This is a genomic window from Binatus sp. (SeqCode) (genome assembly GCF_050013435.1).
In the GTDB taxonomy this organism is placed as follows: Bacteria; Desulfobacterota; Binatia; order Binatales; family Binataceae; genus Binatus.
Window position 1 is genome coordinate 12,684 of record NZ_JBEKFG010000041.1, and the last position, 18,633, is coordinate 31,316.

Consider the following 18,633-nt stretch of genomic DNA (forward strand, 5'->3'; position numbering starts at 1 on the left):
ATCCAATGGGGGCAGGCTGAACTAGTTCACCCGCGCACGAAGGAAGAATCGCCTGCGCGGCGGGCGGCAGGGGCTGACCCCTGCACCCAGTGGTCAGAAGACGCGAAAATCTGCGCAGCGCATCTTTTCGCGACTACGCGAGGGAAGAGACCGCGCGAATCCGGCGCAGTGAAACGGTGAAAAGCGAAAAGTGAAACGAACGCGCTACGCGGGAGGCGTCGAGGCGGGCGCCGGCGCGGGCTGCTCGGCGGCAGGCGCGGGAGCCTTGTAGCCGCATTCCTTGTTGGCGCATTGCCAGGTGACGCCGGTGCGCTTCAAGTTCTTCTCGACCATGTAGTTCGCGCCGCAAGTTGGGCACGGCTGCGGGACGACTTTGTCCCAGGCTGCGAACTTACATTTCGGATAGCGGCCGCATCCGAAGAAAATCTTTCCGCGGCGGCTGCGACGCTCGAGGATCTCACCTTCCTTGCATTCCGGGCACGCGACCCCGGTCTTCGCCGGCGCCGACTGCAGGCGCTTGATTCCGTCGCACTCCGGATACCCCGAGCATCCCAGGAATTCGCCAAAGCGTGAGCGCCGCTTGACCATCGGCTTTCCGCACTTCTCGCAGACTTCATCGGTAGGCACGGGCGCCGAGGGAGCCTTGAGGGTGATAATCCCCTGGTCGTCGCGCGCGATCTCGCCGGTGTTGGTGCATTTGGGGTAGTTCGAACAGGCGATGAACTCGCCGTTGCGCCCCCATTTGATCACCATGTCTCCGCCGTCAAGCTCGCATTTGAGCCCGGTGGGCAGGCCCTTGCGCTTGACCTCGGGCATCTTCTGCTTGGCCTCGGCCAGGTCCTTGGCGAACGGGCCGTAAAAGCGCCGCAGGGTCTTCACCCAGTTCTCGGCGCCCTCTTCCACCTTGTCGAGATCCTCTTCGAACTGCGCGGTGAAGCCCGACTCCAGAATGTCGGGAAACGCCTTGACCAGCATGTCGTTGACGACCCGGCCCAGCGACGTCGGACGCATCCGCTTGCTCTCGTCTTCTTCGACATACTCGACCTTCAGGATGCTGGTCATGATTGCGGCGTAGGTCGAAGGACGCCCTATCCCCTGCTCTTCGAGCTCCTTGATGAGCGTGGCTTGCGTGAAGCGCGGGGGAGGCTGCGTGAAATGCTGCTCCGGGTCCAGCCCCAGCAATTTGAGCGTCTCGCCTTCACTGAGCATCGGCAAGTTGCCTTCTTCGTCGTCGCCGGAGACTTCGTCCTGGCCTTCGATATACACGCGCATGAAGCCGTCGAACTTCATCACTTGCCCGGTCGCGCGGAAGATGGCGTCGGCAGATTCGATGTCCACGGTGGTGCGGTCGTACACCGCCGGGGTCATCTGGCTCGAGACGAAGCGATTGTAAATCAGCGTGTAGAGCGCGAGCGCATCCTTGTCGAGGTAGCGGGCGATGGACTCGGGGCCGCGCTCGACGGCGGTCGGGCGAATAGCTTCGTGCGCGCCCTGCGCCTGCTTGCCGGAGCGATAAAAGTTCGGCTTGTCGGGAACGTACTCCTTGCCATAGCGCGAGCCGATATGGTTGCGGACGGACTCGAGCGCCTGGTCGGAAACGCGCGGCGAGTCGGTGCGCATATAAGTGATAAGCCCGACCGCGCCCTGCTCGCCCAGCTCGACACCCTCGTACAGCTTCTGCGCGATCTGCATCGTGCGCCGCGGCTGAAAGTAGAGCTTGCGCGAGGCCTCCTGCTGAAGCCGCGAGGTGATGAACGGGGGCGTCGGACTACGGCGGACTTCCTTGCGCTCGACGCTTTTGACTTTGAAGGGCGCAGCCTCGACGGCCGCCATGATCGCGCGCGCCTCGGCTTCGGGCAGCTTGCGGGACTTGTTGTCGATACGCTCGTCTTTGTAGCTGAACAGGCGCGCCTTGAAGGGCGGGGGATTTTTGGCGGAAAGGCGGGCGTCGAGCGTCCAGTACTCTTCGGCGCGGAATGCCTCGCGCTCGCGTTCGCGATCGACGATTATCCGCAGCGCGACCGATTGCACGCGCCCGGCGCTGATCCCGCGTTTGACCTTGTCCCACAGCAGCGGACTTAGCTTGTATCCAACCAGCCGATCGAGCACCCGGCGCGCCTGGTACGCGTCGAACAGGTGGTGATCGAGGTTCGAGGGATTGGCGACCGCCTCCTTGACGGCGGCAGCCGTGATTTCATGGAGCAGCACGCGCCGCACGTTGGACTTGGTCTTGCCGAGATGTTCGGCGATATGCCACGCGATCGCCTCGCCTTCGCGGTCGGGGTCGCTGGCGAGGTAGATATTCTCCTTGCCCTTGGCGGCGCTCTTGATCTCGCCGATTACCTTCTCTTTGCCCTTGATTACGACGTAGTCGGGAGCGAAATCGTGCTCGACATCGACACCCAGCTTGCTCTTGGGCAGGTCCACCACATGGCCGACCGAGGGCATCACCTGGTAATCGCTACCGAGGTAACGCTTGATGGTTTTCGCCTTTGCGGGCGATTCGACGATTACGAGATTTTTTGCCACCGATTTAGGCGCCTCCAGCCCCCGTTCCCACCTTCCCTGCTGACGCAGGTTTCATCCGGGGGGCAATCCCCCGCGGCTGCGCTACAGGAGTTACACCCTGCCAGAGTTATGCAAGCGAGAAAAGCTTGCCCGGATGCTGGGTAACGCGGCCCTCTAGTTCCAGTTCCAAGAGTAACCTAAGCACGGTTTGGGCATTCAGCCCGGAGGATTCGATGATCGAATCAACGTGGAGCCTTTCAGATTCTTTTAGATTCCCTAAGATTGTCGTAGCAGCATCAGATACTATTTCGGGAGCCTTGGCGCCTTCGGCCGACTGGGCAATGGGAGGAATTTCAGCTCTCGGGGCGGGCATTGCGGGCGTCGGAGGCCGTGGCACTGGCTCGTCAGGCACAATCCGGGTCGCCACCGGCCGGCCGGCCATCTGAGGCGCCAGCTCCTCGATCACGTCCTCGACGCATTCGACGAGCTTCGCGCCCTCCTTCAGCAGGCGATTGCTGCCTCGCGTTTTGCCGGAAAGCGGGCTGCCGGGGACGGCGAAGACCTGGCGATCCTGTTCGAGCGCCATCCGCGCCGTGATCAGCGAGCCGCTCTTTTCAGCCGCCTCGACGATAACGACGCCCAGGCATAGACCCGACAGGATGCGGTTGCGCGTCGGAAAGTTCTCCGCCAGCGGCTGCGTTCCAATCGGAAGTTCACTCACCAGGGCGCCGCCGCCCGCGAGGATCGCGTCGGCCAGCTTGCGATGCTCGGCCGGATAGATGACGTCAACGCCGCATCCCAGCACGGCGAGCGTTTTGCCATGCGCGTCGAGGGCGCCCTGGTGCGCCTCGCCGTCGATTCCACGCGCCAGGCCGCTCACTACAGTGAAGCCCTTGGCGGCGAGCTCGAGGCCGAGCCGCTGCGCCATCCGCCGGCCGATATCGCTGGCCGCGCGAGCACCGACGATCGCGATGCAGGTGGGATCGCTGAGCTGGGCGGTGCCGCGCACGAACAGGAACGGCGGCGGGTCGGCGATTTGGCGCAAGTTTGGCGGATAGTCGGCGTCGGTCCATTTGAGCAGGCGCGCGCCGATGTTCGGCAGCTCGCACAGCTCTTTCTCGAGCGGTTCGAAGTCGCGAAACTCCGCGATACTGCGCGCGGTGTTGCGCGGCACGCCGGCGGCCGCGATCTCGTCGGCATTGAGCTGGAATATTTTTTCAGGAGCGCCGAACTTTTCGATGAGCAGCTTGCAGGTGCGCGGACCGACTCCGCGAGCGCTTCTCAATGCGAGCCAATAAACGTCTGGTGACGGCATCGCGCACCACCGGCGGCAACCGCGCGGCTCCCGCTGGACAGGCAGCCCGCAATTTCGCGCCGAGATATAAGTAAGTTGTGCTTAACGCCGAGGATTCGCAACCTGATCGTCAACGCGGCGTATTCCCGGGACGGGCCGCCGCAGCCATCGTCGGGGCCAGGTTTTATTGATCGTGCGAAGGGAATCGCATAAGTTACGCACAACCGTTTCATCTGTTATTATTGCACATCGGCCGTCGTTTTTTGACGGTTCACGGAGGACGAAGTATTGGGCGCTACATCACTTGCAACAAGGGATTTCGCGGCAATGTCTGCGACTGAGAAGCAGATTCTAATCTTCAGCTTCTATCGCGACGCCGAATTGCGCGGCGCGCGTTTGCTCTTCAATCTCCTGGGACACATGAAAGACGGCGAGGCGCTGCTCAAGATGACGGCTCATCTCGCCGACGAAACGCGCCACGCTTATCTATGGACCAAGCGAATCGCGGACTTGGGCGGCAGTCCGCAACTTATCGACGACGGCTACCAGCGCCGGCTCGGACTTCGCACCGGCGTGCCCAAAACGATTATCGACCTGCTCGCCTTGACGGTCGTGGTCGAAGAGCGCGCGCAGAGCCGTTACAACGCCCATATCGCGCTGCCCAACGTCGATCCGGAGACGATGGAAGTCCTGAAGTCGGTCATGAAAGACGAACCGTGGCATCTGTCCTGGATCGAAAAAGAGATGCACGAAATCGCCAAGGCGGAGGGCAACGAAGAGCAGGCCGACAAGGCGCTCGCTCGCTACCGGGCGATCGATCGCGAAGTTTACGCCACGCTGGCCGCGGACGAAGCCGAACTGCTGCGCGCATAGCCGCGTGCGCGGCTAACCCGAAAGTTGCGCGTGCATCACGCGGTGCGCGATAACCCTTTCGTGCGGCGTGCGGCGAGCGCGCCGTTCAGTTCCAGGCGCATCGCCTCGGCGTACTCGGCGGCCGCTTCGACAGGCTTGGCGCCTTCCTTTCTCCGATACGCGTACATCAGGCTTCGGCTCGCATTCACGATGAATCCGGTGCCGTCGGCGCGCGCCGACGCGACCGCGTCGGCAGCCGACCCGCCTTGCGCGCCATATCCCGGCACCAAGATCGTCGCCGTCGGCATCAATTCGCGCGCGCGCCGCGCATGCTCGGGATAAGTCGCGCCGACCACCGCGCCGACGGAGCTGAGACCGCTGGCGCCCACGCAGTCGCCGCCCCACTGGTTCACGCGCGCCGCAACCGACTCCCATAGGGGGCGGCCCGACGCGCTCAGGTCCTGAAATTCCCCCGACGAAGGATTCGACGTCTTCACCAGCACGAACACCCCGCGGCCGCCGCCCAACTTCGCGATAAACGGCATCACGGCGTCGCTCCCCTGGTACGGGTTGACGGTCACGGCGTCGCAACTGAAGTCGCCGTCGCCCAGAAAGGCCTCGGCGTAGGCGGCCGAGGTCGTGCCGATATCGCCGCGCTTCGCATCCGCGATCGTAATCAACCCAAGCCGCCGGGCCAGCTTGACGACCTCGCAAAACGCGCGCATCCCCTCGACGCCGCGCGCTTCATAAAAGGCAAGTTGCGCCTTGATTGCGACCGCGGAGCGCGCGCTCGACTCGACGATTTCGCAGCAGAAGCGCGCCAGCGTGTAATCGCGCGGGACTGCGGGCGCGCCCGGTGCATCGAGCTGGGGATCGATGCCGAGCACCACGACGCTCTGTTTGAGACGCGACGCTTGCGCAAGGCGATCGGCAAAATTCATCGCGGGGATTATTGCATAGTGCGGCCCGCAGGTCACATCGGGTCGTTGCGTTTTCGCGTCCATCGCGGGCATCCTCTCGGGAGCCAACGACAGGAAGAAACCGGCATGAACAACCTGACTATTGTTACCAAGCTCCGCTTCATGGCCGCGCTGGCGCCGGCGACTGTGTTGCTGGCGGCCGCGCTGATCGCAGGCGCGTTTCACGTCTTCGGGACGGCGCCGCGGGAAATTTACGAGAACGAGTATGCGGCGGCGCGCGCGGCCCAGGGGATGGAAAACGCGCTTTACAAGATGGATTGGGGACGCACGCAGCCCGAGGCATCTCAAATCGTCATGGATCAGCAGCGTGGATTCATTTCCGAAATCGAGATCGCGCGATCGCATATCGGAACCCGCGAGCAGGCCGAACGGATCGAGAAAATCGCCAACGACGCGCGCCCGCTGTTCGACGCGCTGCGCGCGGCACAGCCGGGCGATGACAGTCTCGCGCCGCGGCTGCGCGATCTGGAAGGGACGGTGGCGGATCTGATGAGCCTTGATGACGCGGCGCTGATCGCGGTGGCGGCCGGCGCCCAGTCGCAGGCCCGCACCATGATTGCGATCACAATTGTGGGACTGGTCGTCGTCCCGTGGATTTGTTTCGTCGTGATCGCGCGCCTGTCGGGCGGTCTCTACACCGAACTAAAGGAAATGCGCCGGCGCGTAAACGCGCTCGCCGAGCATCCGGCGACTCCGTCCCAGGACGCGCACGCCCTGGACGAATCTCTGTCCAGGCTCGGCTTCCCGAAACCAAACCCGATGCTCGCCGAGTAGCCCCGCGGCGCGATTGTCCGGATAATCTCGTGACATGACATATGAGGAAGCACAGCAGTGGCTCGATGCGCTGCGCCAGTACGAATATCGCGCCGACTTGACAGCCTTCGTTCGCAGGGATCAGTTCGGAGGAGATTGGTTCGCTCAGAATTTGGTGCCGGGCAATCGGGAGCAGACGATGGCTTTTGAGGACCGATTTAGGAGAAATGCGCCGGACCACTCGGAAGCATGGTTCGAGGTGGTGTTTTGGAAACTCTTTTCCATGCCTCCACGCAGGAACCAGCTTACTTCAAGTATCATCGAAACGTCCCACCGAGGAACCCCGCAAGACTTCTGGAATGCTTGCACTGCTTTCACCCGCGAAGGTTCGTTGGGGACATTCGCGGTTCTGCAACAGTTCTTTGTGGCAAAAAATGCTCTTCCGGTCGTCGCCACTTTTGTCGCTTTTGCGTCGCCAGAGCGCTTCCCAATGATCGACGTCCAGGTAGTTCGAGCGGTGCGTTCATACTGCCTTGCGCATCCAGAAGCCGCGCACAACGGCTTGTTCGCGCGCCAGCATGACCGACCCCTGACCACCCGCGACTGGGATTTCTACTGTGCATGGATCAAGTGGTGCAGATCATCCGCACTCATCCTGGAAGATCGAACTGGCACGCACTGGCGAGCGCGGGACGTAGAGATGGCCGCCTTTCAGAATGAGCGGAGCCATATGCCAGCGCTGCCGCTAATCGCTTGAATCTACGGAGCAACCGGGCGAAGGGTTCAGCTTGATATAGGCATTAGCGCTACCGAAATCTCACGGCTGCTTGCGTTTCGCGACGGCCTTGGCTGGCGGCTTTGTGCCGGCGTCGGGCAGCACGATGTCGAGGCTGCGCCACAGATACCATGCCGCCGCGGTTCGGTACGGACGCCATCGCTCGGCGTGCTTGAGCAGACGCTTGCGATTGGGCCGTTGGCGCATCCGGTAGTGCCGCTGGACCGCGTTCTGGACGCCGAGATCGTCGGCAGGCATCACGTCGGGCCGTCCCAGGTTGAACATCAGGAAGATTTCAGCCGTCCACTTGCCGATTCCCTTGACCTGCGTGAGATGGGCGACGATCTCCTCGTCGGTCATGCGATGGAAGCGATGGAAGTTGAGCTTGCCGTCTCGAACGTGCGCGGCGAGGTCCTTGATGTAGAGCGCCTTCTTTTCCGAGAGGCCCACGCTGCGCAGCTGCGCGTCGGTTTTGGCGAGCACTTGATCCGGCGAGGGAAATTCCACGCCGGGGAACAAGCCGACGAAGCGGCCGTAGATCGCGTTGGCGGCGGCGCCGGCAAGCTGCTGGAAAATGATATTGCGCGCCAGCGCCTGGAAGCGTTCGCGGCGCGGCTGGATTCCAAGCGCGCCGACCTCGGCAATAATCCGTGCGAGGACCGGGTCGGCCTTGCTAAGATGCATTCGCGCCTTGCGCGCGTATGGAACCTTGTCAGTTGGCATCGGACTCAAAAGCGCAGTTCGCCGAATCTTGCACGCCTGCTAAGCTTGTTCAATCGCGACTATGAGTGAAAACACCAGACTCCCGATGTGCCCCGAGAACCTCCACGAAGGGATGCGGCTTGGGCCGATTCATTACGTCGTCACTCCCGAGCAGGCGCGCACATTCTCGCAGGCGGTAGGGGCCGCGAGTACCGAATTCGCCGCCGATGCGCGCAACCCCGGCGCGATCGTGCCGCCCACGATGCGCTTGCAGGATTACGCGCTGCTCATCGCCGCTCATTTCAAGGGCGGCACGGGCGGAGTCCACGCCAAGCACTGGTGCGAGTTTCACGAGCCGATGCGCGTGGGACAGGCGGTGAAGAGCGAAGGCAAGATTACCGCGGCGTATCGCAAGCGCGGCAAGTTTTATTTCACGCTGGAATATGAATCGCGCGACGCGGTGACCGATGAGCTGCTGGTAAGGCAGGCGATTACGTCGGTGCTGCTGAACGACAAAGGAGAGATGCGATGAGCGCGTCGCCCGCTGAGATTCGAATCGGCGCGGAACTGGTTTCGCCGCCGTACCTGCTCGATGCGGACGCGGCGAAGGCCTACCTCTCAGGCATCGAGGAGCCTCCGCGGCGCCGTCCGCGCGGCAACATCCACGACGACAAGGACGCCGCAAAAAAAGCGGGATTCGTGTTGCCGATCGCCGCCGGCGAGCAGACCATCGCGATAGTGGCGCAATTCCTCGCGGACACCTTCGGCATGCGCTTTGTTCGCGGCGGACGTATCGATGTATCGCTTACCAGGCCGGTGTTCTACGGCGACACGTTGACCGCCCACGCGAAAATCGTTTCCGTCGGTCCGCAGCGGGCCGAGCTGCAGATTCACGTCGAGAATCAGCGCAGCGCACAGGTGCTGACGGGAAGCGCCGCGATCAGGCTGAGCGACGCATGAGCGCCGGGCCGATTCCCGGCTCGAGCGATGCGCCACGCGACGAGGTCCCGGCGCCTCGCGCGACACCGCTGTGGCGCAAGGCGATTCCGTATCTCGGAACCGTCGCGATCTTTGCGCTGATCTTCTGGCGCATCCCCATCCGGAAAGTCGAGCAAGCGCTGTCGCAGGTGCCGGTGCTGGAATTCCTGGCGGTGTTCATGCCGTACTCGCTGTTTTATTGCGCGATCGATTCGGCGTGTCTCACCTGGGTTGTGTGCCGCTTCAACGCGCGGATGCACTATCGGGACATCCTGCCGATTCGCGCGAGCATGTACGTGCTGGCGCTGATCAACACCAGCCTGGCCCAGGGCGGCGTCGCGTATTATCTGCATCGCAAAGCCGGGGTCAGCTTTCTGAGCGCACTCAGCTCGGTGCTGTTCATCGCACTGCTCGAAATCTACCAACTTTTTCTCTTCTCGACGCTGGGAGTGATCTTTTACACGCCGGCGAGCGCCGCGCAGGTGAGGCTGGTTGCGATCCTTCGCGTCGTGTACATCGCGGCGTGGGCGATGCTGGCGGTAATCATCGCGTTCTTCGCGATCGCCCGGCGCAGCATGCGGATCCGGCACTGGGTCGAGACCGGAAGGGCGGGCGCATTGCTCGCGACTTTCATCCAGGCGCGCCCGCTCGACTACCTGGTGGTGCTGGCGATCAAGGCGCCGACCTTTCTCGCCTCGGTCGTCGCGCAATATTATGCGCTGACGCTGTACGGAATTGCGGTTCCGTTCGTGAAGCTGATGCTGTTTCTGCCGCTGGTGTTCCTGGCGGCCGCGCTGCCGATCGCGGTGGCTCATCTGGGTACCAGCCAGGCGGCGTGGCTGTTGTTCTTCTCGAGCAACGCGCCGGCGGCGAAGATCGTCGCCTACAGTATCGCGGCGCAACTCACCTTCATGCTTTGCAACGCGCTGATCGGACTGGTGTTCCTGCCGCGCGCCAGCCGCGAACTGACCGCGCTCCGCACCGAGCCCGCCAGCACGCCAGCAACCGCGTAGGATCTATCGAACGCCGAGGACGGGAAAGCCTTCGCGCCGAGCCGCCTCAGCGAGTCTGCCATCCAGAGTGACGAGTTCCAGAGATTGCGGATCGCCATCGGCGGCCACCAGTGCGGCGCCGAGCTGGAGTGCGTCGGCGGTTCGCAGTGGATGGTCCATAATGATGCGCTCAGCGTGAAGGCGGGCAGCGACGGCATCGTAGATTTCAATCCATCTAAGCGCGACTTCGTTCACGTCGCGTACTGCGCGGTTCCACAGAGCCACCATATCCGGCCGCTCACGCTTCTTTCGCGCGATCGCTGCGAGTACTTCGACTCGCGTCATCATCCAGGTTGTGATGCCGGGATCAGCGGCTCGCCACCCTTCAACTTCCGGAGTTGCTGCCTCTTTGATGAATAGCGGGACTAGTGCCGAGGCATCCCAGAATCTCACCGGCCGCTTTCTCGCTCTTCTAACAATGCCTGCAAGACACCAGCGCCTCCAGGGATCTCGATGGGCTTATGAGTCTTGAACCATGCGGACAAATCGCCGGTGCCGCGCCTGATCGCTCCCTTGCGTTCGAGTCGCGCGAGGCGTTCCTCATCGAGGTCCTTTTTGCTCCGGGTCTTGCTCCGCGTGAGAGGGACGATCTCGGCGATTGGAGTGTCGCGGTCGTACACAAGCACGGAACCACCCGCGCGGACGTGTTCGAGATAGCGCGAAAGACCGTTCCGCAGTTCCGCAATTTTGGCTTTTTTCATGGCCTTTCAATCATAGCCAAGTTGGCGCTGTCGGGCTACGGCGCTAATCCGGGTGCGGGGAGAGCCAGACGTGCTCGAAGCGCGTCGGGCGCATCGGATTCATCACGTAGTCGTGCACCCACGGCTGGCGGATTATGTAAGTCACCGGGTAGTAGAGAATGACCCACGGCGCGTCGGCGACGACGATCTTCTCGGCCTGGTCGTATAGCGCGTAGCGCTTTTTCAGGTCGGCGACGGGCTGGGCCTCAGCAAGCAGTTGCTCGACCTCGGGGTCGGAATAAAAGCTGTCGTTGTTGGAACCCCACTGAGCGCGCGAAAGCAGCGCGCCGAGAAAATTCTCGGGATCGGGAAAGTCAGCCTCCCATCCCTGCATGTACGATTGCACCGTATGGGGCTGGCGAATCGCTTCGAGAAACGGTCCCCACGCGACCGGCTTCAGCCTGGCGCGGATACCGAGCGGCGCGAGATCCTGCTGAATCGATTGCGCGAGCATCAGGATGGTCTGATCGGCGCGCATCCAGATTTCAAACTCGAAGCCGCGGGCGAGATGCGCTTGCTCGAGCAGCGCGCGCGCTTTGGCCGGGTCGTAGTCGTAGCCCTCGAGATCGGGGTCGTAGCCGGGCAGGTTCGGGGGCATGACGCCTCGCGCGGCGATGGCGCGTCCGTTCAAAATTGCGATCAGCTTGTGGCGGTCGATCGCGTAACTCAGCGCGCGGCGCACGCGAACGTCGGTAAACGGCCACATCTGGCAGTTCATGCCGAGGTAGCGGGTCGTGACGGTGGTTTTCGCCATTGTCAGCTTGCGCAGCGCCGGAGTTTTCATGACGTAGGGGAACTCGGCCGGTGGGATATCGACCATCGCGTCGATTTGGCCCGCGTCGAAGCGCAGCCATTGCAGCTCCTGGTTTACGCCGACCGACTCGACGATCGCGTCGAGATGCGGCAAGGGTTTGGCGAAGTACCAGGGATTGCGCACCAGCACCAGGCGTTGCCCGCCAATCCACTCGCGCAGCACGAAGGCGCCGCTGCCAACGACGTGGCGGGAAAAATCGTCGCCCCATTTCTCCGCGACGTCGCGCGGGATAGCCGACGCAAACGGCATCGCGAGCTTGTGCGCGAAGATCGGGTCGGGTGCGCTCAAATGGAAAACGATAGTCGAATTGTCAGGCGTGTCGATTCCGCTCACGTGCGGATTGCGATGCGCGGCGAAGTCGGCCGCGCCCACGATACCGCGGTAGTACTCCATCCCTCGCGAGCGCGTGGCGGGATTCAGCACGCGTTCGATTCCATAGCGGAAGTCCTCGCTGGTTACGGCTCGTCCGTCGGAAAAACGGGCGTCGGTGCGCAGGTGAAAGGTAAAAGTCGTCGCGTCGGGCGAGCTTTCCCAGGCGGTTGCGATATCGGGTTCGAGTTCGATATTGCCGTCGCCGTAGCGCACCAGCGTGTCGAAGATTGCCTGTTCGAAAGTCCAGGAGACGGTGTCATAGCCGGCGGCCGGGTCGAGTGTCGGGACGTCGTCGACATCCGCCAGCCGGATTACCATCGCGTGCGGCGGCAAGTTGAGCGGCGGCGGTCCTCCGCCGCATCCGAAGGCTAAGGCGATCGCGATGACAGCCGGCATGATTCTTCGACGCATCATTGCGAGCGCCTGCGCAAAAATCCGTAGCCGAGCAGATTGAAGCTGAGCACCGCGTAAAAGATCGCGAGACCGGGAAACGTCGCCAGCCACGGCGCGGTGCGGAAGTAAATCGTCGCCTCTTCGATCATTCGGCCCCAACTCGGCGTTGGCGGCGGCACGCCCAGCCCGAGAAAGCTGAGCGCCGCGTCGAGCAGCAGGGTGTCGGAGGTTCGCAACGCCGCCATCACGACGATTATCGGCAGGACGTTGGGGATGATATGGCGCGCGATCAATCGGAGCGACGGCGCGCCCAGAGCCTCGGCGCCGACCACGAAATCGCGCCGGGACATCGCAAGCGTCTCCGCCCGCACCACGCGCGCGATCGACGTCCATGAAACCAGCCCGATGACGATGAAGATCGTGCGCAAACTCGGCCCCAGCACCGCGACCAGCGCCATCGCGAGCAGCAGCGGCGGCAAGGACAGCATCAGATCCGTGAAGCGCATCAGAATAAAATCGACTGCGCCGCCGAAGAATCCCGAGCACAGACCGATCGCGATGCCGATGGTCATCGTGACCGCCATCGCGGCGACGCCGACGGTGAGCGATATTCGGGCGCCGAAGATGATGCGGGAGAACACGTCGCGGCCGAGTTCGTCGGTGCCCATCGGGAATGCGAGTGTGGGCGCGCCGGGATCGCCAAAGGTCGGCGCGACGACGATCGTCGGATCGTGCGGCGCGAGCATGGGCGCAAAGATCGCGACGAGCACCAGCACGGTGACCATCGCAGCGCCAACGGTTTCGAGCGTGACGAGGCGGCGGATATTCACCCGGTCTCCGCCAACCGAATGCGCGGATCGAGCCACGCGTAAAGCAGGTCCACCAGCAGGTTGACGACCACAATCAGCAATGCGGAAAAGAGCACCGTGCCCATGATCACCGGGATGTCGAGATTGAAGATCGCCTCGGCCGCCAGCCGCCCGATTCCCGGCCAGTTGAAAACCGTCTCGGTCAGCACGACGCCCGAAAGCAGGCCCGCCAGATCGAGCCCGGCCAGCGTGACGAGCGGCAGCAGCGCGTTTGCCATCGCGTGTTTGAGCATCACGCGGACGGGCGAGAGACCCTTGCCACGCGCGGTGCGCACGTAATCCTGATCGAACGCATCGCACAAGCTGGTGTGAAGCACGCGCGAATAGTAGCCGGCCGAGCCGAGCGCGAGGGTCAGAGTCGGCAGGATCAAGCTGGTAGCGCCGCTGTAACCGCCAAGCGGAAATGAGCGAATGGTGGCGGCCACCGCGATCAGCAGCATCGTGCCCAGCCAGAATACCGGGATCGAGACCAGCCCCAGCGATATGACCAGCAGGATGTTGTCGGCCGCGCGCCCGCGATACGCGGCTGCCAGCGCGCCCATCGCAATTCCAAGCATCAAGGACAACGCCATCGCGGCGCCGGCCAGCACGGCGGTTGCGGGAAAGCGATCGGCTATCAGCCGGGTCACGCTCTCGCGCCGGATATACGAACGGCCCAGGTCGCCGTGAATCGCGCGATCGAAATAGCGCGCGTACTGGACGTAGAGCGGCTGGTCGAGACCCATCTCGCTCCGGATCGAGGCGAGAGTTTGCGGATCGGCCTTCGCCCCGGCCATCGTGACCGCGGGATCGGCGGGAACGACGAAGGCGATGGTGAAGGTGATGACCGACGTTCCGACCAGGACCGCCGCGCCAAATACGATTCGCCGTACGAGGTAAGCAAGCATCGCTCAGCCCGCGACAATTCCGCGCGCGGCAAGCTCGCGGCGGAGTTGGAGCTCGTCGCGATCGCGATGGCGTTTGATCCGGGCGGAGTCCTCGACGGATTCGAGTGCGGCGCGAGCCTGGGGCGCAAGCGTCGCGATCGCCGCCGACACCGCGGCGAATAGCTGCTCGTCGTGAGAGCTTCGAGATGCGGCTGACTTCAGCGCGCGATAGTGCGCAAGAAACGCGGTCACCGATGAGTACGCAGGAATTTTCACGCGAACAAGGTTAGCCTGCGGTCGCACCGAGTGGCGAGATCGCCAGTCCGATCAGATAGCCGACGGCCGCCGCGCTCATCGCGATTGCAAGAAAGCGGACGCCCGACCGCCAGCGATCGTCGCGATGCGCGAGCCATCCCGCGAAGTATCCAACCCCGAACAAGGTGAGCGCGGTGGCAACGAGCGCGCCGCCAAGATCGTAGCGAGGGCCTGGAATCAGCATGTACGGCAGCAACGGCACCACCGCGCCGGCCAGGAATGCGAGCCCCATCACGATTCCATCCAACGCCGGCCTGCCGAACGTCCCGCCGGTCAGCCCGAACATCTTTGCCTCGGCGGTTGATGCGAGCGCCTTGGGAGCGGTGCTGAGCAGCCGGACGATGCGATAGCCGGCCTCGCGACTGAGGCCTTCCTTGCACAGCTCGTCGAGCAATCCTTCCTGGACGGTGTACGGCTTGGCGGCGGCCTCGACGCGCACGAGCTCGAGCTCGGCGCTCAAAACCTCGGTTTCCGCGCGGGTGCCCAGATAGGCTCCCGCACCCATCGAGAGCGCACCGGCCGCGGTGGAAGCCAGGGCGGCGAGCACGACCTGCGAATGCTGTGAGACGGCGCCGCTCAGCCCGCACAGCACGCCCGCGGTCGTCAGCACGCCGTCCTGGACGCCGAACACAATTTCGCGGACGCTCGAGAGCCGCTCGAAGAGCCGCCTTTTTTCCGCGGGATCGACCGAAGCCAAGCTGGTCCTAGAAGTCGCGGCCGGACGGACCGAACTCGACGCCCGGCTTCCAGTCGGCGGGGCAGAGTTGGCCGGTTCGGAGCGCGCGCACGATTCGAAGCGTCTCGGTCACGCTGCGTCCAACGTTCAGCGGGCATGATGCGGCGAACACAACCTTGCGTTTCCGATCGAGGATGAACGTCGCACGCAACGCGACTTTTTGCTGGTCGTCGAAAACCCCGTAGGCGCGCGCCAGACCGCCATCCGGATCGGAGAGCAGCGGGTAGCCGATTCCGCCGAGCTCACGGGCCCATCGAAGATGGCTGTCCACGTCGTCGATACTGACCCCCACGATCGTCGTCTCCTCGGCGGCAAATTCCTTCAGCGCCTTGTTGAAGCCCGTGACTTCGGTGGGACAGATGAAAGAAAAGTCGCGCGGATAGAAAAAGAGCAGAACCAATTCGGAAGAAATCTTCGCGAGACTGGAGCGTGCGATACGCCCATCAACGGCGCATTCAAGATCGAACGACGGTGCGGGATCCCCGGGCTTCAGCATCGCGGCCTCAAGCGCACGTTAGGTCGATAGCGCAAAAGCAAAACCTACTCAATCTCGAAGGTGAGAGAAACCGTCGCCGACACCGTGACCTCGCCGGGTTCGACCGGTGTGGCCACGCTCGCCGACATCGCCATCGCCGGTCCCATCCGCATCGGAATCGGCCGCGCTTGCGAGACTGTCGTCGCCTTGAGGATCATCCCGAGCTTCACGCCCAGCGCAGATGCGAGCGCTTCGGCCTGTGCGCGGGCGTCGCGGGTTGCGATCGCGATCGCTTCGGTGCGCGCCTTGGTGTCGTCCTTGACGCTGAAGTTAAGCGAGTTGACGCGATTTGCGCCGGCCGCGATCGCGGCATCGATGAGCGCGCCCACGAGGTCCAGCGCGCCGGTATGCAACGTCACTGTATTTTGCGCGTTGTAGCCGACAATCCTGGGCTTCTCGCTCACACGCTGGTCGTACTCGGGATTCAGCGAATAACCCGCGGTCGTAATCTTGCCCTTGTCGCCGAGCTTCGACTTGAGCGCGTCGATCACCTTCGCGGCCAGCGCGGCGTTGCGGTTAGCAGCCTCCTCGGCCGTCTTCGCTTGAGTATCGATCGCCAGATCCAAATCCGCGGTGTCGGGCGATGTGCGCGTCTCGCCGCTGCCGTCAACTTCGATCGTCCGCATGGCGGGAGTATTCGCACTGCTATCCGCCCGCGCCGCTGGCGCGAAGACCAGCAGGAGTACCGCAAGGCCGGCGGCGACTGCGCGGAGTCTGAGCTTCATGACTTCCATCTCGGGCGCGCTCCGGAATAAGTTGATTCGGGCTGATTTTATCCGGAGACTGTACCAATTGACGATAGTCACAATCGTCACGCAAGAAGCATGGCGGAAAAACAAGCAAAACAAAACGACAAGAAGGTAACCCCTCGCACCGAGGACTTTGCCGCGTGGTACAACGACATCTGTCTCCGCGCGGAGCTGGCGGACTACTCGCCGGTGCGCGGATGCATCGTGTTTCGTCCCGACGGCTTCGCCATCTGGGAGCTGCTGCGCGACGAGCTCGACAAGCGCATCAAGCAGACCGGCGCTCGCAACGCGTACTTTCCGCTGTTCATCCCGCAGAGCTTTCTGCAAAAAGAGGCGCAACACGTCGAGGGGTTCGCGCCCGAGCTTGCGGTCGTTACGCACGGCGGGGGCAAGGAGCTCGAAGAGCCGCTAATCGTGCGGCCCACCTCCGAGACGATCATCAACCATATGTTCGCGCAGTGGATCAGATCGCACCGCGACTTGCCGATGATGCTCAATCAATGGTGCAACGTCGTGCGATGGGAGATGCGCACGCGCATGTTCCTGCGCACCACCGAGTTCCTCTGGCAGGAGGGGCACACGGCGCACGCGACGCGCGAGGAAGCCGAACGCGAAACGCTCACGATGCTCGAAGTGTACCGCCAGTTCGTCGAGGAGTTCCTGGCGATTCCGCTGATCGTGGGACGCAAGAGCGCCGCCGAACGATTCCCGGGCGCCGTCGAGACCTACTCGATCGAGGGCTTGATGGGCGACGGGCGCGCGCTGCAATGCGGCACCTCGCATTTTCTCGGCCAGAACTTCGCCAGGCCCTTCGAGATCCGCTACCTCGACGATCAAAATCAGATGCAGTTCGTGTGGCAGACCAGCTGGGGTGTATCGACGCGGCTGCTCGGCGCGATCGTGATGGCGCACGGCGACGACCAGGGACTGCGGCTGCCGCCGACGGTCGCGTCGACGCAAGCGGTCGTCGTGCCGATATTTCGCAAACCCGAGGAGGGCGAAAAAGTGCTCGCCGCGGCCCGCGGCGCGTGGGAGTCGCTGACCCAGGCGGGAATCCGCGCGCGCATCGACGATCGCGAAGGACTGACGCCGGGTTTCAAGTTCAACGATTGGGAGATGCGCGGCGTGCCGGTGAGGATCGAGATCGGACCGCGCGATGTCGCCGCGGGTGAAGCGGTGCTGGCGCGGCGCGACAAGTCGGGACCGGAATCAAAGAGCAAGGCGTCGCTCGGATCGATTGCCGATACTGTCAGCGCGCTGCTGGGCGAGATTCAGAAAAATCTCCACGCGCAGGCAAAGGCCGCGATGATCGCCAGTACGCGGAGATTCGACGACTACGCAGCGTTTCGCCGGCATATGGAAGGTGAAGGCGGCGGTGGATTCGCCGACGTCTATTGGTGCGGGAATCCAGCGTGCGAGACGCGGATTCGCGAGGAGACCAAGGCGACTTGCCGAGTAATTCCACTCACCAGTGACGGCGTCGCGGGGGTGTGCATGGTATGCGGCGAGCCGGCGGCCGAGCGCGCCTATTTCGCCAAGGCGTATTGAGCGCAAGCGCCCGCGTCGTGATCAGAGCTTGTAGCTGATCTTCATTGCGGTGCGCACTTCGGCCATCGTTGCCTGCGCCACCGCGCGTCCCTTGCGCGTACCCTCGACGATTATCTCGCGGACGTGGCCGGGTTTCGAGGCGAAATGCGCGCGGCGCTCGCGGATCGGTTCCAGAAAAACGTTCAGCGCCTTGAACAGCTTCTCCTTGACCTCGACGTCGCCGACCGTGCCCTTGCGGTAGCGCTCCTTGAGGTCTTCGACTTCCGCCTTATCCGGATTGAACACGTCGTGATAGGTGAAAACGGGATTGCCTTCGACGTGGCCGGGATCAGTCGGATGCAGCCGCGTGGGATCGGTGTACATCGACATCACGCGCTTGCGCACGACCTCGGGCGAATCGCCAAGGTAGATGCAATTGCCGACCGACTTCGACATCTTCGCGCCACCGTCGGTGCCCGGCAGCCGCGCCACCTGGCCGACCAGCGCCTTGGGTTCGATGAGGACCTTGTCGTACATGCGATTGAAGCGCCGCACGATTTCGCGTGCCTGCTCGATCATCGGCAACTGGTCCTCGCCGACCGGGACGAGATGCGCCTTGAAGATCGTGATGTCCGAAGCCTGCGAAATTGGATACGTATAAAATCCCACCGGCAGGCCCTTGGTGAAATTCCGCTGCTTGATTTCATCCTTGAGAGTCGGATTGCGCTCGAGCGTCGCGGTGGTGACAAGGTTCATGAAGTAAATCGTCAGCTCGGTCAGCTCCGGGACCATCGATTGAACGACGATCTTCACCTTGTCCGGA

General features: G+C 63.1%; 21 protein-coding genes. 7 read left to right on the top strand and 14 right to left on the bottom strand.

Features of this window, described 5'->3' with window-relative positions:
- Positions 1–204: 204 nt before the first annotated feature.
- The gene (gene topA / locus ABSB13_RS09885; RefSeq protein ID WP_428107790.1) at positions 205–2,529 is read right to left on the bottom strand and encodes a type I DNA topoisomerase; all 2,325 of its coding nucleotides are present in this window, start codon (positions 2,527–2,529) and stop codon (positions 205–207) included.
- Between the two features lie 106 nt (positions 2,530–2,635).
- Positions 2,636–3,823: a DNA-processing protein DprA gene (dprA, locus tag ABSB13_RS09890; RefSeq protein WP_428107792.1), complete on the bottom strand. Its 1,188-nt coding sequence runs from the start codon at positions 3,821–3,823 to the stop codon at positions 2,636–2,638.
- A 306-nt stretch (positions 3,824–4,129) separates the two neighbouring features.
- On the opposite strand from dprA, the gene ABSB13_RS09895 reads away from it, so the two are divergent.
- Positions 4,130–4,675: a ferritin-like domain-containing protein gene (locus ABSB13_RS09895; protein ID WP_428107794.1), complete on the top strand. Its 546-nt coding sequence runs from the start codon at positions 4,130–4,132 to the stop codon at positions 4,673–4,675.
- Between the two features lie 35 nt (positions 4,676–4,710).
- On the opposite strand, the gene pyrF is transcribed toward ABSB13_RS09895, so the two are convergent.
- Positions 4,711–5,658, bottom strand: coding sequence for an orotidine-5'-phosphate decarboxylase (gene pyrF / locus ABSB13_RS09900; RefSeq protein WP_428107795.1), 948 nt, complete (start codon positions 5,656–5,658; stop codon positions 4,711–4,713).
- A gap of 42 nt (positions 5,659–5,700) precedes the next feature.
- On the opposite strand from pyrF, the gene ABSB13_RS09905 reads away from it, so the two are divergent.
- Entirely contained in the window at positions 5,701–6,408 is a 708-nt protein-coding gene (locus ABSB13_RS09905; protein ID WP_428107797.1) for a hypothetical protein, read from the top strand.
- Positions 6,409–6,442: 34 nt separating this feature from the next.
- The gene (locus ABSB13_RS09910; protein ID WP_428107798.1) at positions 6,443–7,144 is read left to right on the top strand and encodes a hypothetical protein; all 702 of its coding nucleotides are present in this window, start codon (positions 6,443–6,445) and stop codon (positions 7,142–7,144) included.
- Positions 7,145–7,204: 60 nt separating this feature from the next.
- On the opposite strand, the gene ABSB13_RS09915 is transcribed toward ABSB13_RS09910, so the two are convergent.
- Positions 7,205–7,885: a DNA-3-methyladenine glycosylase family protein gene (locus ABSB13_RS09915; protein ID WP_428107800.1), complete on the bottom strand. Its 681-nt coding sequence runs from the start codon at positions 7,883–7,885 to the stop codon at positions 7,205–7,207.
- A gap of 61 nt (positions 7,886–7,946) precedes the next feature.
- Here ABSB13_RS09915 and ABSB13_RS09920 point away from each other — a divergent pair, with 61 nt between their 5' ends.
- The 3 genes from ABSB13_RS09920 to ABSB13_RS09930 are packed head-to-tail and all read left to right on the top strand — an operon-like array spanning position 7,947 to position 9,855.
- Positions 7,947–8,396 carry an FAS1-like dehydratase domain-containing protein gene (locus ABSB13_RS09920; protein ID WP_428107801.1) on the top strand — a complete coding sequence of 150 codons (450 nt, stop codon included), beginning with the start codon at positions 7,947–7,949 and terminating at the stop codon, positions 8,394–8,396.
- Positions 8,393–8,824: a MaoC family dehydratase gene (locus tag ABSB13_RS09925; protein ID WP_428107803.1), complete on the top strand. Its 432-nt coding sequence runs from the start codon at positions 8,393–8,395 to the stop codon at positions 8,822–8,824. Before ABSB13_RS09920 ends, ABSB13_RS09925 begins: the two co-directional genes overlap by 4 nt.
- Complete coding sequence (locus ABSB13_RS09930) at positions 8,821–9,855, top strand: lysylphosphatidylglycerol synthase domain-containing protein (RefSeq protein WP_428107804.1); 1,035 nt, start codon at positions 8,821–8,823, stop codon at positions 9,853–9,855. The genes ABSB13_RS09925 and ABSB13_RS09930 overlap by 4 nt, the downstream gene beginning before the upstream one ends.
- A gap of 3 nt (positions 9,856–9,858) precedes the next feature.
- Here the strand turns inward: ABSB13_RS09930 and ABSB13_RS09935 are convergent, their stop codons facing one another.
- The 9 genes from ABSB13_RS09935 to ABSB13_RS09975 are packed head-to-tail and all read right to left on the bottom strand — an operon-like array spanning position 9,859 to position 16,259.
- On the bottom strand, positions 9,859–10,287 hold the full coding sequence (locus tag ABSB13_RS09935; RefSeq protein ID WP_428107805.1) for a type II toxin-antitoxin system VapC family toxin: 429 nt from the start codon (positions 10,285–10,287) through the stop codon (positions 9,859–9,861).
- Entirely contained in the window at positions 10,284–10,595 is a 312-nt protein-coding gene (locus ABSB13_RS09940) for a type II toxin-antitoxin system Phd/YefM family antitoxin (protein WP_428107807.1), read from the bottom strand. Before ABSB13_RS09940 ends, ABSB13_RS09935 begins: the two co-directional genes overlap by 4 nt.
- A gap of 43 nt (positions 10,596–10,638) precedes the next feature.
- Positions 10,639–12,234 (bottom strand): ABC transporter substrate-binding protein, encoded by a 1,596-nt coding sequence (locus ABSB13_RS09945; RefSeq protein ID WP_428107808.1) that lies wholly within the window; start codon positions 12,232–12,234, stop codon positions 10,639–10,641.
- Complete coding sequence (locus ABSB13_RS09950; RefSeq protein WP_428107809.1) at positions 12,231–13,043, bottom strand: ABC transporter permease; 813 nt, start codon at positions 13,041–13,043, stop codon at positions 12,231–12,233. Before ABSB13_RS09950 ends, ABSB13_RS09945 begins: the two co-directional genes overlap by 4 nt.
- The gene (locus ABSB13_RS09955; RefSeq protein ID WP_428107811.1) at positions 13,040–13,969 is read right to left on the bottom strand and encodes an ABC transporter permease; all 930 of its coding nucleotides are present in this window, start codon (positions 13,967–13,969) and stop codon (positions 13,040–13,042) included. The genes ABSB13_RS09950 and ABSB13_RS09955 overlap by 4 nt, the downstream gene beginning before the upstream one ends.
- Before the next feature lie 3 nt (positions 13,970–13,972).
- Complete coding sequence (locus tag ABSB13_RS09960) at positions 13,973–14,224, bottom strand: hypothetical protein (RefSeq protein WP_428107813.1); 252 nt, start codon at positions 14,222–14,224, stop codon at positions 13,973–13,975.
- A gap of 10 nt (positions 14,225–14,234) precedes the next feature.
- Entirely contained in the window at positions 14,235–14,960 is a 726-nt protein-coding gene (locus tag ABSB13_RS09965; RefSeq protein WP_428107814.1) for a VIT1/CCC1 transporter family protein, read from the bottom strand.
- A 7-nt stretch (positions 14,961–14,967) separates the two neighbouring features.
- Positions 14,968–15,495, bottom strand: a complete 528-nt coding sequence (locus tag ABSB13_RS09970; protein WP_428107815.1) for a redoxin domain-containing protein — start codon at positions 15,493–15,495, stop codon at positions 14,968–14,970.
- Between the two features lie 44 nt (positions 15,496–15,539).
- A complete protein-coding gene (locus ABSB13_RS09975; protein ID WP_428107817.1) occupies positions 15,540–16,259 on the bottom strand; it encodes an SIMPL domain-containing protein in 720 nt (239 codons plus the stop codon).
- Positions 16,260–16,358: 99 nt separating this feature from the next.
- Here ABSB13_RS09975 and proS point away from each other — a divergent pair, with 99 nt between their 5' ends.
- Positions 16,359–17,831, top strand: a complete 1,473-nt coding sequence (proS, locus tag ABSB13_RS09980) for a proline--tRNA ligase (protein ID WP_428107818.1) — start codon at positions 16,359–16,361, stop codon at positions 17,829–17,831.
- A gap of 21 nt (positions 17,832–17,852) precedes the next feature.
- Here proS and trpS read toward each other — a convergent pair.
- The coding region (gene trpS, locus ABSB13_RS09985; protein ID WP_428107819.1) for a tryptophan--tRNA ligase at positions 17,853–18,633 on the bottom strand (781 nt) is incomplete at its 5' end.

Excerpts from the sequence above, each read along its gene's own strand:
- ABSB13_RS09910 (WP_428107798.1), top strand. The coding sequence starts at position 6,443 with ATGACATATGAGGAAGCACAGCAGTGGCTCGATGCGCTGCGCCAGTAC.
- dprA (WP_428107792.1), bottom strand. The coding sequence starts at position 3,823 with ATGCCGTCACCAGACGTTTATTGGCTCGCATTGAGAAGCGCTCGCGGA.
- ABSB13_RS09945 (WP_428107808.1), bottom strand. The coding sequence starts at position 12,234 with ATGATGCGTCGAAGAATCATGCCGGCTGTCATCGCGATCGCCTTAGCC.
- proS (WP_428107818.1), top strand. The coding sequence starts at position 16,359 with ATGGCGGAAAAACAAGCAAAACAAAACGACAAGAAGGTAACCCCTCGC.
- ABSB13_RS09975 (WP_428107817.1), bottom strand. The coding sequence starts at position 16,259 with ATGAAGCTCAGACTCCGCGCAGTCGCCGCCGGCCTTGCGGTACTCCTG.
- ABSB13_RS09940 (WP_428107807.1), bottom strand. The coding sequence starts at position 10,595 with ATGAAAAAAGCCAAAATTGCGGAACTGCGGAACGGTCTTTCGCGCTAT.
- ABSB13_RS09895 (WP_428107794.1), top strand. The coding sequence starts at position 4,130 with ATGTCTGCGACTGAGAAGCAGATTCTAATCTTCAGCTTCTATCGCGAC.
- ABSB13_RS09915 (WP_428107800.1), bottom strand. The coding sequence starts at position 7,885 with ATGCCAACTGACAAGGTTCCATACGCGCGCAAGGCGCGAATGCATCTT.
- ABSB13_RS09905 (WP_428107797.1), top strand. The coding sequence starts at position 5,701 with ATGAACAACCTGACTATTGTTACCAAGCTCCGCTTCATGGCCGCGCTG.
- ABSB13_RS09955 (WP_428107811.1), bottom strand. The coding sequence starts at position 13,969 with ATGCTTGCTTACCTCGTACGGCGAATCGTATTTGGCGCGGCGGTCCTG.
- ABSB13_RS09970 (WP_428107815.1), bottom strand. The coding sequence starts at position 15,495 with ATGCTGAAGCCCGGGGATCCCGCACCGTCGTTCGATCTTGAATGCGCC.
- ABSB13_RS09925 (WP_428107803.1), top strand. The coding sequence starts at position 8,393 with ATGAGCGCGTCGCCCGCTGAGATTCGAATCGGCGCGGAACTGGTTTCG.
- ABSB13_RS09930 (WP_428107804.1), top strand. The coding sequence starts at position 8,821 with ATGAGCGCCGGGCCGATTCCCGGCTCGAGCGATGCGCCACGCGACGAG.
- pyrF (WP_428107795.1), bottom strand. The coding sequence starts at position 5,658 with ATGGACGCGAAAACGCAACGACCCGATGTGACCTGCGGGCCGCACTAT.
- ABSB13_RS09920 (WP_428107801.1), top strand. The coding sequence starts at position 7,947 with ATGAGTGAAAACACCAGACTCCCGATGTGCCCCGAGAACCTCCACGAA.